Annotated in this window: 18 protein-coding genes; 4 read left to right on the forward strand and 14 right to left on the reverse strand. The window is 35.9% G+C overall.

Translation table 11 applies throughout. The annotated features are described in order from the left end of the window. The first annotated feature begins 5 nt into the window (after positions 1–5). Positions 6–503 (forward strand): hypothetical protein, encoded by a 498-nt coding sequence (locus ABJF08_RS09275; protein WP_348115869.1) that lies wholly within the window; start codon positions 6–8, stop codon positions 501–503. Positions 504–581: 78 nt separating this feature from the next. Here ABJF08_RS09275 and ABJF08_RS09280 read toward each other — a convergent pair whose 3' ends face one another. The 14 genes from ABJF08_RS09280 to ABJF08_RS09345 all read right to left on the reverse strand — a co-directional run bounded on the left by ABJF08_RS09280 (position 582) and on the right by ABJF08_RS09345 (position 12,003). Then, on the reverse strand, positions 582–974 hold the full coding sequence (locus ABJF08_RS09280; protein WP_348115871.1) for a protease complex subunit PrcB family protein: 393 nt from the start codon (positions 972–974) through the stop codon (positions 582–584). Positions 975–1,005: 31 nt separating this feature from the next. Next, complete coding sequence (bshA, locus tag ABJF08_RS09285) at positions 1,006–2,142, reverse strand: N-acetyl-alpha-D-glucosaminyl L-malate synthase BshA (protein ID WP_348115872.1); 1,137 nt, start codon at positions 2,140–2,142, stop codon at positions 1,006–1,008. Between the two features lie 10 nt (positions 2,143–2,152). Next, entirely contained in the window at positions 2,153–5,086 is a 2,934-nt protein-coding gene (locus ABJF08_RS09290) for a glycoside hydrolase family 3 N-terminal domain-containing protein (protein WP_348115873.1), read from the reverse strand. A 139-nt stretch (positions 5,087–5,225) separates the two neighbouring features. After that, a complete protein-coding gene (locus ABJF08_RS09295) occupies positions 5,226–5,444 on the reverse strand; it encodes a hypothetical protein (protein ID WP_348115874.1) in 219 nt (72 codons plus the stop codon). 15 nt (positions 5,445–5,459) lie between these two features. Beyond that, entirely contained in the window at positions 5,460–5,942 is a 483-nt protein-coding gene (locus tag ABJF08_RS09300) for an ABC transporter ATPase (RefSeq protein WP_348115875.1), read from the reverse strand. Positions 5,943–5,945: 3 nt separating this feature from the next. After that, the gene (locus tag ABJF08_RS09305; RefSeq protein WP_348115876.1) at positions 5,946–6,155 is read right to left on the reverse strand and encodes a hypothetical protein; all 210 of its coding nucleotides are present in this window, start codon (positions 6,153–6,155) and stop codon (positions 5,946–5,948) included. Continuing rightward, positions 6,155–6,367: a hypothetical protein gene (locus tag ABJF08_RS09310; protein WP_348115877.1), complete on the reverse strand. Its 213-nt coding sequence runs from the start codon at positions 6,365–6,367 to the stop codon at positions 6,155–6,157. The genes ABJF08_RS09305 and ABJF08_RS09310 overlap by 1 nt, the downstream gene beginning before the upstream one ends. Beyond that, positions 6,367–6,576 carry a hypothetical protein gene (locus tag ABJF08_RS09315; RefSeq protein WP_348115878.1) on the reverse strand — a complete coding sequence of 70 codons (210 nt, stop codon included), beginning with the start codon at positions 6,574–6,576 and terminating at the stop codon, positions 6,367–6,369. The genes ABJF08_RS09310 and ABJF08_RS09315 overlap by 1 nt, the downstream gene beginning before the upstream one ends. Next, positions 6,577–7,200 carry a hypothetical protein gene (locus ABJF08_RS09320; RefSeq protein WP_348115879.1) on the reverse strand — a complete coding sequence of 208 codons (624 nt, stop codon included), beginning with the start codon at positions 7,198–7,200 and terminating at the stop codon, positions 6,577–6,579. Beyond that, positions 7,201–7,992, reverse strand: coding sequence for a (Fe-S)-binding protein (locus tag ABJF08_RS09325; protein WP_348115880.1), 792 nt, complete (start codon positions 7,990–7,992; stop codon positions 7,201–7,203). Positions 7,993–8,094: 102 nt separating this feature from the next. Then, on the reverse strand, positions 8,095–8,526 hold the full coding sequence (locus ABJF08_RS09330) for a phosphoheptose isomerase (RefSeq protein WP_348115881.1): 432 nt from the start codon (positions 8,524–8,526) through the stop codon (positions 8,095–8,097). 3 nt (positions 8,527–8,529) lie between these two features. Then, positions 8,530–9,885, reverse strand: coding sequence for a (Fe-S)-binding protein (locus tag ABJF08_RS09335; RefSeq protein ID WP_348115883.1), 1,356 nt, complete (start codon positions 9,883–9,885; stop codon positions 8,530–8,532). A 6-nt stretch (positions 9,886–9,891) separates the two neighbouring features. Further along, entirely contained in the window at positions 9,892–10,845 is a 954-nt protein-coding gene (locus tag ABJF08_RS09340; RefSeq protein ID WP_348115884.1) for an MlaD family protein, read from the reverse strand. A gap of 72 nt (positions 10,846–10,917) precedes the next feature. Beyond that, the gene (locus ABJF08_RS09345) at positions 10,918–12,003 is read right to left on the reverse strand and encodes an N-acetylmuramoyl-L-alanine amidase (protein ID WP_348115885.1); all 1,086 of its coding nucleotides are present in this window, start codon (positions 12,001–12,003) and stop codon (positions 10,918–10,920) included. Between the two features lie 143 nt (positions 12,004–12,146). Here ABJF08_RS09345 and ABJF08_RS09350 point away from each other — a divergent pair, with 143 nt between their 5' ends. From ABJF08_RS09350 to ABJF08_RS09360, 3 genes are all read left to right on the forward strand, one after another. After that, positions 12,147–14,867, forward strand: a complete 2,721-nt coding sequence (locus ABJF08_RS09350; protein WP_348115886.1) for a putative LPS assembly protein LptD — start codon at positions 12,147–12,149, stop codon at positions 14,865–14,867. Between the two features lie 336 nt (positions 14,868–15,203). Continuing rightward, positions 15,204–15,872: a DUF4304 domain-containing protein gene (locus ABJF08_RS09355; protein WP_348115887.1), complete on the forward strand. Its 669-nt coding sequence runs from the start codon at positions 15,204–15,206 to the stop codon at positions 15,870–15,872. Between the two features lie 232 nt (positions 15,873–16,104). Then, on the forward strand, positions 16,105–17,094 hold the full coding sequence (locus ABJF08_RS09360) for a hypothetical protein (protein ID WP_348115888.1): 990 nt from the start codon (positions 16,105–16,107) through the stop codon (positions 17,092–17,094). The last annotated feature ends 1,386 nt before the right edge of the window (positions 17,095–18,480 follow it).

The raw sequence follows: 18,480 nt of genomic DNA on the forward strand, positions 1-18,480 counted from the left end.
CAATTATGAAAAAAGTATTTTTTACAGTAATGCTAGTTATAGGTGCAATTGCGATAAGTGAAGCACAAGAAGTTTCTAAAAATGCGATAGGAATACGTACTGGTGATGGTGACGGTTTTGGTACAGAGATTTCTTACCAAAGAGCTTTAAACGATAACAATAGATTAGAAATAGATCTAGGTTATGAAAGTGGGGATAATTTTGATGGTTTTAAAGCAACAGGATTATACCAGTGGATGTGGAACATAGAAGGTGGTTTTAACTGGTACGCAGGTGCTGGTGGTGGTTTAGGAACTGTTAGTCTAGATGATGATTTTCCTGGAAGAAGCAACTTTGATGACGATTCTGAAACTTTCATTTTTGCAGCTGGTCAAGTAGGTATAGAATATAACTTTGATATTCCATTACTACTTTCTCTAGACGTGAGACCAGAATTTTATTTTGGTGATTTTAGAGATGGAAATGATCTTGACATCGCTCTAGGAATAAGATATCAGTTCTAGAACAGACGTAAAATAAACATACTAAAAACGGCGATCAGAAATGATCGCCGTTTTTTTATGTGGAATATTTTTTCCTTATTATTTAACAGTCACCTTTATGGAGCCTGCGGGCTGGTTAGCTAGTAGTACTATTCCTGGTGTGGTTACTACTGTGGCTACCATATCTTGTGGTGCAGGAGCTTTAGAGTAAATTATATATTCAACTACTTCATTTTTATTCACCTTTACTTTAGTAAAAGAAAAGCCTCCTGTAGATTTCTGTCCCATAGCAGCTACGATAACAGACTGCTTTTTAAAATCTATAACTGGCAGTTCATAGTTAGGTGATCTCGTTTCATTAAGCTGGTCATAAAGAGCTATAAGGTCTTCCTTATTATCAATTACATAAGTACTTTCTTCTGTAATATTTGTGTTACTATCTTTAAGAATAGTAATAAAATCTTCACCATCAGATTTAAGAGTCTGGTTCACTAATTCTTTTTTACTACAGCACGAGCTTAGACTAATTAGACTTAGTGCCAGCAAGCACGTTTTCATATAATTTTTCATATTGTGGTATTATATTTAGTATGTCATATTGTTCCGCTTTCGCGAAAGCGGCATTCTTAAAATCACTTAAAACCTGATCATCTTTTAAGATCTTAATAGCATTTGCAGCCATCTCATCTATATCACCTACATTACTGGTAAAACCAGAAACGCCGTCTTCATTCACTTCTGGAAGACCACCGGTGTTAGAAGAAATAACTGGTGTGCGATTTGCCATTGCTTCTAGCGCTGCAAGTCCAAAACTTTCTTTTTTAGAAGGCAGTAAAAACAAGTCTGAAAAGCAAAGGATGCGATCAATTTCTGTACTGTTTCCTACCCACTTAATTTTCATTTTTAAGCCTGCTTTATTTGCATATTCTTCAGCAGCAAATCGTTCTGGTCCATCACCTACCATTATTAGTATAGAAGGGATTTCTTTTTGAACTTTTTCAAATATTTTAATAATATCCATCACTCTTTTTACTGGTCGCATGTTAGACACATGAGTGATGATGCGCTCTTCTGGGAAAGCCATTACAGACCTGTCACAGTCTTTAAACTCGGTCTTATACAACGACATATCTATAAAGTTAGGAACTACATCTATCTCTTTCTTTATATCAAAAAGCTCTAATGTATCTCTCTTTAGACTAGCTGATACAGATGTCACTACATCACTATTATTTATACTAAAAGTAACAGATGGTTTATAAACCGGATGGTTACCTACTAGAGTAATATCTGTACCGTGCAGTGTGGTGACCATAGGTATTATGATACCTTGTTCTTTTAACATTTGTTGTGCCATGTAACCTGCATAAGCATGCGGTATGGCATAATGCACATGGAGCAATTCTATACCATATTCTTGTACCACATTAACTAGTTTACTAGATAATGCAAGGTCATAAGGTTGGTAATGAAATAAAGGATATTCTTCTACATTCACCTCATGAAAGAATATATTTCTAGACAACAACTCTAGTCGTACCGGTTGTTTATAAGTAACAAAATGAACTTCGTGCCCACGTTGAGCTAGTGCAGTACCCAACATGGTAGCGACTACTCCACTACCACCGAAGGTAGGATAACAAACTATAGCTAGTTTCATTAGTATATTTTTAGTCTATGATCGAGTCATAGATTATTTGCTGTATGTTAGTTCTAATATTTTCTTTAATGATAAATCTATTCCCTGCATCTGGATGTACACGGTTAGATAAAAATACATAAACTATTTCTTCTTCTGGATCTGCCCAAGTATATGCGCCGGTAAATCCACTGTGACCGAAACTACTTTTACCTACACAACCACAAGTAGGTCCTGATACTTTTAATTGTGGTTTATCAAATCCTACACCACGTCTCACATCGTTTTCACAATAATAACAAGTGTTGAATTTATCTATGGTTTCTGATGTAAAATACTGTCTACCGCCATAAGTACCGCCTTGCATATACATTTGCATCATTTTTGCCACATCATTTGCGGTAGAAAATAAACCTGCGTGACCACCTATTCCACCTTGCATTGCAGCACCTTGATCGTGTACATAACCATGTACCAGCTGTCTTCTAAAAAGGGTATCATTTTCTGTAGGAACAATTTGATTCAAAGGAAATTTATTACGTGGTAAATATCCAGTACGATTCATACCCAAAGATTCATAAAAATGATTCTGAGTCAACTCATCAAGGTTTTTGTTATAATGCTTCTCAATGTACTTTTTCATCAAGTAATAAGGAAGATCACTGTATTTATATTCTAGCTTTTTCCTTAAATCACTTCTTTTAATACGATTAAAGATCGTGTCTTGTACCTGTATATTTGTGTACATTCCATTTGCCACCTGTATATCAAACCCTTGTTGCGGTCCATTACTGTAGTATTGTGATAACGGCAGCTTAGTTAATGAATCTAGCGTGTAGATATAAAACGGTATCCATGGTTTAAAACGACCATAATGTGACAGCATTTGTTTTACCGTAATTTGTTCTTTATTAGAACTAGTTAGGTCTATATCTAATTTAGAAATAGAATCATCTAGAGACACTACATGAGACTCTTCTAACTCCATAACCAGCGGTAATGTTCCCAGAATTTTAGTAACCGATGCGATATCATACACATCACTCTCATTTACTTTATTTTTTTTATCATAAGTATGGTAACCATATGTTTTATCAAGAATCACTTTACCACGTCTAGCCACTATAATTTGCATACCTGGAGCGCCTTTACCATCTATAGTATAATTTGCTATACTATCTATTTTTGCTACCATACGAGAATCAAATCCTACACTAGATGGGTTATGTCCGTAAGAAAGGCGTTTCACATTCTTTACCTTAATACCATCATTAACATTAAATAGTCCAGAACTTACAGGTAATGTACCTACAGCATCTCTCGCGCCAAAAATAATTTGCGCGCTCACCTCTTGGCTCATTTTGCTATTTTGATAAGACATAACTATACCTTCAAAATTTTCGGTAGTTTTAATCTGATCTAGCATGTAGGGTCTTACAAAACCATCAAAAACTACATCGTGTTTTCTTGCTATTTCATACAGCCATGTCAGCTCACGTTGTTTTAATTGGTATGATTTCCATGGATTTGCATTACTTCTATGTAACCCTATGATAACCGTATTGTATTTTTCTAACATAGTAAGTAACACATCTAACTTATCTGCCACTACCTTATCTACATTAGTATATCTATTCAATTCTTTAAAAAAGACATCTCCACTATCATCACCTAATTCTACATAAGCGATTTTTTTAGTTTCCAGATTTTGAATTGGTAAGATATTATTCTCATTTTTCAATACTGTAATTGCCTTAGAAATAGCATTTTCATACACTACGTCATCTTGTTCTGTATTTAAATCCTTTACTAGATTAGAAATAACAATAGGCTTGTATTCATGTAGGCCCACCACATACTTAGACATTAAAATTTTCTTTACAGAATAAGCTAGTCGTTCTTCAGTAACATCACCGCTGGCGATAGCCTCTGTAATTTTTGCGATGGACTTAGGTATGTTTTCAGAAATAAGCAATACATCATTACCAGCTTTAAAAGCCGCAAGATCGATCTCACCAGGCGCACTGAAGTTACTCGCACCCTTCATATTAAGAGCATCTGTAAAAATAAGACCGTTAAAACCTAATTTAGTTTTCAATATATCGGTCACTACTTTGTGGCTGATGCTTGTAGGATAACCAGCACGTGGTTCTAGACTAGGTATATTTAAATGCGCTATCATCACACTAGCCATACCTTCGTTAATCAATTTTCTATAAGGATATAATTCTACACTATCTATACGCTCTGCACTAAAATCTACCGTAGGCAACGTCTTGTGACTGTCTTTATCTGTATCTCCATGACCAGGAAAATGCTTTGCACAAGCCAGCGTCCCTGTACTTTGCATACCTTTCATAAAAGCACCAGCCTTATCAGTCACATTGTACATGTCTTCACCAAAACTTCTATTCCCTATAATAGGATTCTTAGGATTTGTATTGATATCGACATCCGGAGCAAAATTGATATGAACGCCCAGTCTTTTACAGTGCTCACCTATGCGCTGTCCCACTTCATAACTAGAAGTATTACCTGGCGTTGCACCCAGCGTCATATTCCATGGAAAAGCATACGTATCTTCTAGACGCATGGAGAGACCCCATTCTGCATCCATCGCGATTAACATTTTAGTCTTAGATTTTGCTTGTAACTCGTTAGTTAAATAAGCTTGCTCTACAGGACCACCTTTAGAAAAAATAACGCCACCTATTTTATGTTTCTCTACCAGATTGCGCACATGATCTTCATGAGCTTTTCCTTTATTAGAAAACATATCTACCATAAACAGCTGCCCTATCCTTTCTTTTTGAGATAGACTGTTATAAACACTATCTACCCAATGCATTTGAGCAATAGAGTCTGCGGCAATAAGAGGCTTGTTATTAGTTAATTGCGCTTGTGATGTGTACGCTTTCGCGAAAGCTAACACTACCAAAAGCAATGATGCATTTTTAAATTTCATATAATATATCCAGAATTTTAAATAAGGAAACCAAGAATCGTTCCTTACTCGAAAGATACCGAAAAACAAAAGGACTGCATAAAAAAACCAGCTTAAAAGTAAGCTGGTTTTTAACTGTTTTATGAACTAATATTATACATCAAAGACACTCACAAGTGCAACTATTTCCTTCAAAAAAATCATTGCTGTGATGGTAACTTGCTATACCGTCTGGACAGATGAATCGTGCCGTTTCAAGACATTCATCAGAACTTTTAGTATTCAGGTAACTAAAACTAACTGTCGTTATCATGATCAATATCATGGAGATCGCTATGACCACTTTAAACTTATCGATAAAGGTGATTACTCTAGTCACAACAAAAGGTGTTTTCTAGAAAAATCTAGAATGCCAGCTGTCGCTTGCCGGTACTTCCCAGTGTTCTTTATATTCTCCTACTGTTTCTACCAGGTTATTAAAAACTATGGTTTTAGGAGAGACTGATTTTGCTTTACACATTTTTTTAAAATCTGCTAGATCTTTGTGTGCTACATATTGCCCATTTTTAAAAGTAACATTCATCTTATCCATTAAATCCACACGATAAGCTTTTTCTATAGACTGTATAAAACGCACACTCGCATCAATAGAACAACCTGTCGCACCAGCCTCTGACTGATCCAAACCTATAACTATAAATCTATTATAAGGATAGTCTACACCTGCTCTAAGATCTTTACCATGTGCCGTCCACTTCTGTAAAAAGTTATCCATTTGTGGCTTCAACTCATTGATCTCATCAGTTGTAAAAGGTCTATTTGCTTGGTAAATCCATACTCTAGCATCGTCTGGAAGATCTTTGAAATTTGCGTGCATAATTTATTTTTTTGCTTTTAAAGTAAAGTAACTCATTAAAAATAATAAAACCCCAAACAAAAGAGAAGAGAGCAAAGAAGCCTTGAGGTCAAAAGGCTCGTCATCAAAAAAGTAATCATACGATTCCATAATACAAGTAAATATTACCGTAACCGTAATGGTATAAATCAATCTCGCTTTAAGAGATGCTCTATTCTGTTTATTTGTAAACATTACTTTTTCTTTTTATTTATGGAATAACCAGAACTAAAAAACCCAAAGATAAACATCGCTACAAAAAAGAAAATGTAGTATCCCCAATCATAGTCTGCCATATCAAAAACAGTAAATATGATGTAACAAAATAAGGTAGTAAAACCAGAACTTAAAAAAGCGTAGATAAAACGTGTCTTAACAGGCACTTTATCAAAGTTAAATAAACTCATTACTTTTTATTTTTACTATTATTTCTCATGGACCACCATATAATACCAGCTACTAATAAACCGAACATTAAAAAATCTACCGCAAACTTGAGAATACTAAAACCTGTATCTTCAGTAATTTGATAGAAGATAGACATGATTATAGCATACACAAGACCACCGAATGCTCCTGATAATACAATACTTTTATAATCTAATTTCTCTTTCAATTACTCTTCTATTGTATCAATTCTATCTAGAACTAACATGTTGCGATATTCAGCTATACGTGGGTCATAAATATCAAGTTCCATTGCAGTAAATACATAAGATTTCTTGCCCTTTACAGCATCTTCTAGTAACTCGTCATTATCCACATAAGTAAGCCATACAACCTTATGCCTGCGGCCGTCTTCATCTTTGATCTCAAATGTGGTAAATTTCTTATCGTCAGACTTTACTATTTTACCAGTAAACTCGATGTATTCTTGCTCATCGTATTCTTCTTCTTCCGTATCATTTTCAGCACCAGCAATCATGACAAAAATTTCCATTGCTGACGGACATGATACAGCTAGCTTTACACCAACTTGTCTACTTGCGTTGTAAATAGCAGTCTGGTCCGTAAAGTTCATATTATTATCATTATAATATGCCTCATCTTCAGAATACACTTTCATCAAGCAAATCCCTATTTCTAGTTCAGCTTTCTTTTTAGTGTCGATTCCTTCTTTACCGCTTATACATTCACAAACGCCATCAGCCATCTTTGTGATAGCTTCTTTATTTAATTCCTGTGCATTTACAACTACGGTTGCAAGAAATGCGATACTAAGTAATAATAAATTTCTCATCTATAAATCTGCTGCGCTTGCTATTAATTCTGCGACATCCATTACTTCTACCTGACCCTCTTTTTCTACCGCCTTAACACCGTCTGTAATCATTGTGTTACAGAAAGGACATCCTGCAGCAATAATCTCTGCACCAGTATCTACCGCTTCTTCTGTACGTTCTACGTTTATGTCTTTATTACCTTCTTCTGGCTCTTTAAACATTTGTGCACCACCAGCACCACAACATAAACCGTTGCGACGGCTGCGTTTCATTTCTATAAGTGCCGCATCTAGTTTTTCAATTAAATCACGTGGCGCTTCATAAATCTCATTTGCACGACCTAGATAACATGGATCGTGATACGTGATTTTCTTACCTTTAAATTTCCCACCTTCTATGGTTAATTTACCGTCTGCAATAAGATCTTTAAGGAAAGAAGTGTGGTGTACTACTTCATAGGTACCACCTAATTCTGGATATTCATTTTTAAGCGTATTAAAACAGTGTGGACATGCCGTTACTATTTTCTTAATACCATAACCATTTAAGACCTCGATATTCATCATGGCTTGCATCTGGAATAAAAATTCATTTCCAGCACGTTTTGCAGGATCTCCAGAACAACTTTCTTCTGCTCCTAAAACTGCAAATTCTACACCTGCCTTATTTAAAAGTTTTACAAAAGCTTTAGTTATTTTCTTTGCTCTATCGTCAAAACTACCGCTACATCCTACCCAGAATAAAACCTCTGGTTGTTTGCCTTGCGCTATAAATTCTGCCGCTGTAGGTACTACTAAATTATTACTCATATCTTAAAAATTATGAATCCAGAAAGTATGAATTCAGAATAGGTATATATTTTTATTATTAATTAGAAAGAATCTCGCTTTCGCAAAAGCGAAACACTCCAATTATTTATGGTTTTTAAAAACCTCTATAGTCACTTCTTTTTCTACTAGGTGTGTAAACTCACCAGTATAGCGAGTCGCTCTTACCATGTGGTTATCTATCCAGTGATAATTACCACCTCTAGGTTTACCCATTAATAAACTATGGAATTTAAATCCATGTTTATTTAACCAGTCTGTCGTCACCTCGCGGTGCTCTTCTGTTCTAGAAGTAAAGAAGCAAATCACATGACCTTGATCATACCACTCATTAAGAGTTTTCAAAGCATCTGGAAATGGCTCACAAGTAGCCATTCTTTCTGGTTCTTCATTAGGCACGTCTTCTGTAACGGTACCATCTATATCGATTAAATAATTCTTTACTCCTTCTGGAAGTACTGGACTAGCTAGAGATCCATCTTCATTAAGGGCTTCATTAAACTGTTCTTCACTCATAAATTACTCTTTTGACCAGTTTAAACGGTCCATTTGGTTATACGGCCATGGCGCACCATTGTTCTCTATGTTACCCATAGTAACATTAAGTTCTGTAGGTGCCGCACTATTTTCTAATACTAAATACCTTCTCATTTCCATTATGATACTTAATGGATCGATACCTATAGGACAAGCTTCTACACATGCATTACATGTAGTACAAGCCCATAATTCTTCTGGTGTGATGTAATCGTTTAACAAGGTCTTACCGTCATCTTTCCACTCACCTTCTTTATTAATTACCGCACCTACATCTTCTAGTCTATCACGAGTTTCCATCATGATTTTACGCGGGCTCAATTTCTTACCAGTAATATTTGCTGGACACTCAGAGGTACAACGACCACATTCTGTACACGTATATGCGTTAAGTAACTGTACTTGATCGAGATCAAAAATATCATTTGCTCCTAACGCTGCAGGAACTTCGTCTGCCTCACTTGGGTCTGGTGCTGCAAATGGATCTGCGTCTGGATCCATCATCATTTTTACTTCTTTAGTAACAGCCTCCATGTTAGTCAACTGCCCTTTAGGGGTAAGTTTTGCAAAATATACATTAGGGAAGGCAAGCATAATATGTAAATGCTTAGACCAGTATAAATAGTTTAAGAAAATAAGAATACCTACGATGTGCAACCACCAGCAAGCTCTTTCTATAATATGTAAAGTTTCAAAACTTAAACCATCAAATAACGGCGCTATAAAACCACTGATAGGAAAACTACCTGCGTTGATATAATGCAAAGCTGCCTCGCTAGTAAATTGTCCAGTTAGAACACCTTGTTGTATCGTAAAGTCTGCGGCGTTCATGGTTAAAAACAACGACATTAAAACTACTTCAAAATAAAGAATATAGTTGGCATCATTTTTAGGCCAGCCTTTCAGCTCACCCATAATGAAACGTTTAATGTTCATTACATTTCTTCTTATCCAGAATACGACTACAGAGGCTAGAACTAAAAATGCTAGAATCTCAAATGTTGCTATTAAGAAATCGTAAACACCACCCAAGAAAGGAGCAAATATTCTATGCTGTCCTGTAATCCCATCGATGATAATCTCCAGAACTTCTATGTTAATAATTACAAATCCTACATAAACTACTATATGTAAGAAACCAGCAACTGGACGGCGCACCATTTTAGACTGCCCTAAAGCGATACGTGCCATTTGAGCAAATCGTTCTCCTTTACGGTCAGAGCGATCTACTTCTTTTCCTAGTTTAATGTTGCGAATCATTTTCTTAATGTTGCTCGCAAAAAATCCTACTCCAGCAATAAGGAGTAAAGTAAAAATTATATTAGGTATATATTCCATGGTCTATTATTGGTCTCTATCTTCTGGTTTTTCATACTCTCCAGGCTTTTTTCCAAATACAGAAAAGTGTACGTAACGCTTAGGATTTAATTTGATATCCTGCATCAACATTTCGGCCTGTCGTGTGGTTCTTTCTAGGTTGTTATAAAGCTTATCATCGGTCATTAATTTACCGAGACTTCCTTTACCTGACGCCACATCATCTAGAACTACATTAAATTTAGAAATAGCATTTTCTAATTCTTTTACCGTACCGGCTATTTCTACTTGTGCTAATGTGTCAGATATAGCGGCAAAGTTTCTAGTAGTAACATCTAGATTCTTAATCGTGCTATTAAGTTCTGTTTTATTATCAACTAGTAAAGAGCTTGCATTTTTAGAAAGCCCTCTTATTTCTACAAGCGTTTTATTCACTTCGTCTAGGCTGTTAGTAATCGCAAGTCTAGTATCTGGATTCAATGTTTGATTTACTGCAGAAAGAACAGAATCTGCATTAACGATCATGCTTTCTATTTTATCCTTTAAAGGTAAAAACTCTTCCATTACCTTACCTTGTAAACCTTCGTCTGTACTAGATTTAAGAGTATCACCAGGTTGTGCAGGTCTTGCTTTACTTTGATAATTAGGTACAATAGCTAGCGCTTTACCACCTATAATACTCGTGCTATAAACAGAGGCTACACTTTCTGAAGAAAACTTAAAAGATTCATTTACATGAAACTTAACCAGCAATCTACCAGAGCTGTCTAGAAAGTCTATGTTATCGATATTACCGACACGTAAACCGTTAATAGTCACTGGCGCAGATGATGTAAGTCCTTCTACATTATCATACACAGCATAGAAGGAACGATCATCACTCAAAAGATTGCGGCCTTTTAAATATTGATACCCAAAAATAAAGAGTGCTATTGCTCCCACAGTAAGCATTCCAACTTTAATTTCCTTTGATAATTTCATTTATGTCCTTTTCTACGAAGGTAAAGATACGGCAAGCTTAATTTATATGGACTAACATTTTTTTATGAGTTATTACAACCTGCGACGTTCTCCATTCTCATAAACCACGATAAACGCTGATTTATAACCTTTTGCGATGGCTTTTTTACGTAAATCAGAGGCATCTTTTAGGCTAGAAAAATTACCAGTAAAGTATCGATATATGCCACCATCCTTCTCTCTAGAGATTTCTGGCAGCTTATTAAAGTTGTAGGACTTTGCTTCAAGTCTCTTACTACTGGCACTTATTTGCACTTTATAAATAGCATTACTAGCAGCTGGTTTTATAACCGTAGGACTAGAAGTATCTACCTGTTCTACCTCAAAAAGGTTGATATCTCTATTCTTTTGATAATCTAATATCGCGTCATAAATAGAGGCTGCTACTTTTTTCTGTCCAGCGCTGCTTTTAAGAAAAGTACGCTCTTCTTTATTGGTAAGAAAACCAGTCTCTATAAGTACACTAGGCATATAAGAAAGTCTCAAAACGGCAAATCCTGCTTGCTTCACACCTCTATTCTTACGCTTTAAATCTTCGGCAAATCTTTTTTGAACATTGGCACCCATTTCTATACTATTATCCAGGTATTCCTCTTGAATCATCAGGTTAGTAGCAAAGCTAGATGGATCATTTGGGTCAAAACCTACATACTTTTCCTTATAATCTTCTTCTAATAAAATAACAGAGTTCTCTCGTTGCACCACCTCTAGATTATCTGCATTTCTATGTATTCCTAGCACCCATGTTTCATTTCCTTTGGCCTGTGTTGCCGCAGCAGCATTACAGTGTACCGATACAAAAAGGTCTGCTTTTGCATTATTTGCAATGTCTGCACGTTGATATAATTCTAAAAATTTATCTGTCGTACGAGTGTAAACCACCTTAATATCGGCGTGTGACTCGAGTTGTTTTCCCAGTATTTTAACAACTTTAAGCGCTATATCCGACTCTTTTGTATTGGCTACAAATTTACCAGAGTCCTTACCACCATGGCCTGCATCCAGTACAACGGTAAAAACCTTTTTAACATTAGTTTTTGTAGAATCGATGGGTATATTTGCAATCGATAACACTGGAATAATGATTAAGGCAATAATAAGATATAACTTCGTTTTCATATTAAACTTATGAGTTGTGAATGTGTTGTTTATTAATTCGCTTTCGCGAAAGCGTAATTATCAAAAAACGCTTAAAATTTATATGTAGTTTTGACATTTCAAAAACCAGACCATTTCTAACAACGAAAATAGTACAACCTAGATTGCATTTACATTTAAAGCATATAATTTTTTTAACGCTCTTTTTAATAAGTGCTGCTACTGCAATAGCACAAGAGCTACCAGAAAAAGGTATACCTATACCTGCACCAGCGCCACAACCTACTGAAAAAGAGCAAGAAAAAAAACCTGCCAAATCTGTGGTGAATATAGAAGACCTTAAAAAAGAGAACGACACTGTCGTTAACGATTCTATAAAAAAACCAAAAGCCGTTCTAGAATATGTGGTAGAATCTACCGCAAAGGACTATAAACGCATCGATAGAAGAGCAAATACCGTTACCCTTTATAACGAGGCAAAAATTACTTATGGAGACATTACTATAGAAGCTGGTACTATAATTATAAATAATAATACTGGTAATATAACAGCCTATGGTATCGTGCAAGATTCTCTAGGTTACACACAAAAACCGGTCTTTACACAAGGTACCAATATCGTAAAACCAGATTCTATAGTATTTAATAAAGATTCTCAAAAGGCACTTACCTATAATTCCAGCACCACACAAGGAGAATTTAATGTCGTGGCAGACGTGACTAAAAAAGTAAACGATTCTGTTTTCTACATGAAAAACGCACGTTTTACCACTTCAAAGAATCCAGATAATCCAGAGTATTATTTTCTGGCGCGTAGAATAAAATTTGTCCCAGGTAAAAAGATCGTCACCGGTCTGGTAAACATGTACATTGCAGACGTGCCTACACCGCTAGGTTTACCCTTTGCTTATTTCCCTATGACTACAGAGCGCAAGAGTGGTGTCGTTATTCCATCCTTCGGTAACAACAACACGCAGGGATATTTTTTACAAAACGGTGGTTACTATTTTGCCGTTAACGACTACATGGACCTTACCGTATTAGGTGATTATTTTACTAACGGTAGTTATGGTGCACGAGTAGAAAGCAATTACCGCGTGCGGTATAAATATAACGGTAGCTTGAGATTTTTATATGAAAACCAGCTACAAAGCGAGCGCGGTTTTTCTGACTTTTCACAAACCTCTCGTTACAACATTAACTGGCAGCACTCACAAGACAGCAAGTCCAGCCCTAGTTCCACATTTAGCGCTAGTGTAAACCTGGGTAGTAGTGAGTTTTATAGAGAGTCTTTTAACCAGATCAACCAGAGTGCTACGTTAGTAAATAACCTGAGCAGTTCCATATCTTATTCAAAATCCTTCAGTGGAGAGCCGCAAGTAAATGTGAGCGCCAGTGTGACTCAAAACCAAAATACCAACACAGACGTCGTAAACCTAACCCTACCTACTCTACAAGGTAGTGTTTCTAGAGTCTATCCATTTGCACCCAAAGAAGGTGTAAAAAAAGGAGTGATTCAAAATATAAATTTACAGTACAATTTAAGAGGAGAAAATCGCATTACCACAAATGGAGACGACTTCCTGACAGAAAAAATGTTTGATAACGCTGTTTCTGGTTTACAACACAGCATACCGGTGGCGACTAACTTTAAAGTAGGATACTTCAGTTTTAGTGCCAATGCAAATTATCAAGAAAACTGGGTGTTTGAAACCTTCAGACAAAGTCTTGTAGAAGATGAAGACGGTGTTTTTGAAACCGTGACAGACACCATAAGCGGTTTTGACGCTTACCGCACCTATAGTTATGGAGCCAGTGTAGGTACTACCGTTTATGGTAGCTGGAAATCAAAAAATCCAGAATCAAAAATACAGGCCATACGCCACATCATACGTCCTAATTTAAGCTATAGTGCAAACCCTAGTTTTGAGCAATACTACGACCGTGTGTTAACAGAGCAAGGTCTAGACGCTCCTACCGAAGAAGAGCAGTTCTTCAGCCGTTTTGAAGGAACCTTGTTCGGTGCGCCAGGACGTAATTTTTCTAGTAGCGTTAGTCTAGGTATACAAAACAACATAGAGGCAAAAGTGCGCGATCGCGATTCTACAAAAACCGATCTACGTAAAGTACAAATACTTAAATCACTGTCCTTTAACACCTCATACAACATTGCAGGAGATTCCCTTAACTGGAGTCCAGTCACCCTACGTGGTGTCATACCCATAACTAAGAACATAGACCTTAACTTTGACGCAAACCTAGATCCCTATGCCCTAGATAATAACAACAACCGTATCGATACCTTTAATGTAGATAATGGCGGTAGTTTATTTAGACTTACACGAGCAGGAATACGTACCAGTTTTAAACTGAGTAGTGAAGACTTTAAAAAAGGCGATAAAGACAGCGATAAAGAAAAATCTAACGAGCGCACCCAGCAAAATGGTGGTCGCGATGACGACCTCTTTGGCGAGTCCATAGATTACAGTCGCGAGCAAAAACAAGAGGCTAAAAAGCAAGACGTAGACGTAAATAAAGACCGTTATAAATTTGATTTGCCCTGGTCACTTAACTTTGCCTACACCATGACCTATAACAACGCACAGCGCCAGAACGAGATCAACCAGCAAAGTCTTATGGTAAGCGGTGATCTAGAACTGTCCCCACGATGGTCCATAGGTGGTAACACCGGTTATGATTTTGCAAACAAAGGGGTGTCCTTTACCACCTTACGTTTTCAGCGCGATCTAGAAAGTTTTACCATGAGTTTTAACTGGACACCTATAGGTACCAGTAACAGCTGGTTCTTCTTTATAGGAATAAAAGCAAGCGCCTTGAGCGATATTAAATGGGACCAGCGCAAACAGCCAGACCCAACATTTTAATACCCCATAAACAGCAGCACCTAACCTACTGTCTAGACACATAAAATAATAATACTATAGATACCGCTTGCGCGAAAGCGGAACACCTAACCACCACATTACAACACAACACACACCCAAAAGACCAACCAGATGCGTTGGTCTTTTTTTGTATCGAGAAATGATAGAAGCCCTAGCCGATATTAAACGGTTAATATCAAAAAGTTCTTATATACACCTAAAACCGAAATACATAGGATTTTCCAAAAAAGTTCTCATATACGCCCCATATGGCAGGGTTAGTTAATAGTTTTTTAGTAATTTGCTCATATATAACAGTTATGTGCAAGCTAAAAAATGACGAACAAAATAGAATATAAAGAAACACTAAACGAAATTCAGAAGTTAATTCATACGGAATTAAAAGCTGATGGTTTTAAGAAAAAAGGAAGAACTCACAATAAGGTTCTTGACAATGGAATTGTTCAAGTCATTAACTTTCAAATGGGACAATTTCAATTTGATAATGTGATTGAAATTCCAGGATTGCGTGAAAACTTGTACGGACAGTTTACAATAAATATTGGAGTTTTTGTTCCTGAACTTTATGAAAAAATTTTTGACCCAAAGCCAAAGAGCTTTATTCAAGAATTTGACTGTGAAATAAGAACAAGATTAAGCCAAAAAATTTTCGGAGAAGATAAATGGTTTCCAATAACAGCTGATTTCGGAAAAACCGCTGAATTTATAAACGAGAATTTGAATAATATTGGAAAAGAATGGTTCGACCGATTCGACAACCGAAAAAAAATTGTTACGGAATTAACTCAATCAAAAGTCATTGAATTTTCGCCAAGACAAAAACTATCCGGAGCAATAATTGAATTGGAAATTGATAGAGAGAACGGAGAACGAATATTTAATGAATACTATAATTCGATTGAGGAAAACAAGCCACATAAAAAGTTCGTAATTGAATTAGCAAAAAAACTAAAAATAAAATTAAACGAAAAAGCCAGCACATAACAAAGAACTGTGGTAAAAAACAAGCGAATTTCACTTAATTTCTAACAAGTACACTTCTATTCATTACCATATAACAACTTACTCCTACTTTACCGTTCCTGCTACCTGTGAGGCGTATAAATTCTATATTAGTTTTGTACTTTCACATCTATAACCATAACCAAAGTAACAACGTACCGATGGAATGCCTTGCTGATATAGTGCCTTTGGTTGTTGTGAGTAATGAAGAAAAATGAATTGGAAAGAATTTGAAATAGATGACAAATCATTTAAATGGGGTCAGACCTTTAATGATATATTCGATTCATTTGGACATAAAAATCTGAATACAGGAACTAGTTCTTGGATACTACATAAAGTAAAATCTAATGGTTTTTTAGGTTTAGAAGGAATATCCTGTGAATTTTACGGTCCTTCCATTGACAAACCTATTTCTTCAATTTCATTTGAACTAAAACCTTTAAAAATTGGTTTGTTTCAAAAGCCTTATTCGCCATTTATGAAACAACTTGAATCAAGACTTGGTAAACCAGATGGGATTCATAAAAATCCACTTCCAAAAGGAAAAAAATATAATGAAGGATATAGCAGTAGCTCTGTTATTTATGCTCCACATTGGTGGTTCGGTGATTTCAGAATTGGATTATCTGTTTTTGGTGGAATAAGAAATGAAGATTTAGGGGAAACAGCAGCTCTTCTCTATATTGGTTGGTATAATGAGATAGAAATGGCGAAACCTTATATTGATGATTACTATAAATCAGAGTTAGAGTTAAGTAAAAGTCTGACATTAATTGAAGATTTCAAATTGGAATATTCTCAAATGAAGAATTTCCGAAGACATTACGAATTGCCTGATGATTCAATTGCAGACAAGGATGATGAAATTCGTGCAGCACAGCTAGCTTTATATTATAATAATTTATTCAGAACACCTACTCACTTATCAGATGAGATGAAACCAAATCAGATAAGTTTAATGTTTTCTGACACTACTCAAAAACATATATTAGCTAATAAATTTGATTTCACAACATTTGACAATGAGAGTAAAATTGAATTTAGAAAAATATTACCTGCTAGAGGTGGCGGAGGTACAGAAATTAGCGTTGGAGATATAACACTAAGAGATAAACCTAATAGTCAACCTCTAACTAATCTCAAGAAAAAACTTGAGAAATTAGATCTTCAGGTTAATTCAGTGGAATACTATAATGATTAAAATACCGTGAAAATTTCAAAAAATACAATAGAACGGTTTAAGACAACTCGAAAGCTTGGGATTCCTTACTTCGTCGTCAACTATAAAATTTGGCATTTTCAACAAAAGATGAAAGCAAAATATTATGTTTAACTAAGTGTTAAACACGAAATGTATTGCTTATAACCTGCGCTACATTTTTCATGCTAAACGTTCAGGCCAAAGGTGTGAAATGCTTAGAGTCTAATAATTTTGTATAGCACAAGCAATGCTGCCACATATAACTGGCACGAACTATTGTTTAAAGCGAATGACGCATTCCAAATGCTACCTGTGAGGCGACTAATTCTTAATTTGTTTTGTACTTTCACATCTACAACCATAACAACAACATACCAATGGAATGCCTTGCTGGTGTTATACTTTTGGCTTTTGTGCGCAATTTTGAAAAACCATAAAACAACTAAATGATTATAGAAGTTATAGTTAATTTTTTCGTTGAAGTCATCTTTGAGGGAATTCTCTATAAATTTTGGCGATTCATTGGTAATACGTTAAATCGGTTAGATGATTTCATATTTAAAAACAAGAAGAAGAAAAAATAACGGAATCCGATTTTGAAAAATATTGCGGACGGACTTGGTAAGAAAAACGTAAGCAAAACGCAAATGGACTCGACTCGAACGAAACTGTTCCGACGGGAATTCCTGGTCGGATGGAATAAAAAACAATAAAAAAGCAAGCGAAAACCGAACACTCGGGCGCATAAAAACTGGTTACAATCGAGTAGACGGCTTTGCTAGAGAATAAAAGAGTGCATCTCTCACGGCACCACCATGCGTAAGGTTATCGCACACGGCGGTTCACAATCCATCTTCTTAATCGCTCTTTACACCTTTTAAGACTATTCTATACTTTTACAAAGGCTACAAGTTTTCTAGGGAATCGGTCACCCTATTATAAAAAAAAAATTGCTCCATTTCTAATTTCTAGAAGGATTATGTTCAGTCCTTCCTCACTTGTGAGACCTATGCAGATATATTACAACTCGTTTCTCGTGAGTACTATGACCTCTGCTGACTTCTCTCCTATTCCAGCTCGTGGATAGAGAGATCTCCTCCGGTAAGAGCGTTTTCTTCCTTCTGAATCCTGCCATATCTACATACAATAGCTTTAGTAATCGTTAGGCTTTGCAATTATGTGCTTACTTACCCACTACTATATGCCTCCTATATCCCCAACCGCATCACCGCTTTATTTATCAGAATGTCCACTGGACATTCTGATAAAAAAGTGTTCGTCAGTTCCAGATTTTGTAGTCTCGCTTCCTTCAGTGCTATCTTCACAAATAACCACCTTGCGACTTACTAATAGTTCCTGGCGTTACCCAAGCCTATAAGGGACTTT

It is taken from the genome of Nonlabens sp. (genome assembly GCF_039941875.1).
Lineage (GTDB): Bacteria > Bacteroidota > Bacteroidia > Flavobacteriales > Flavobacteriaceae > Nonlabens.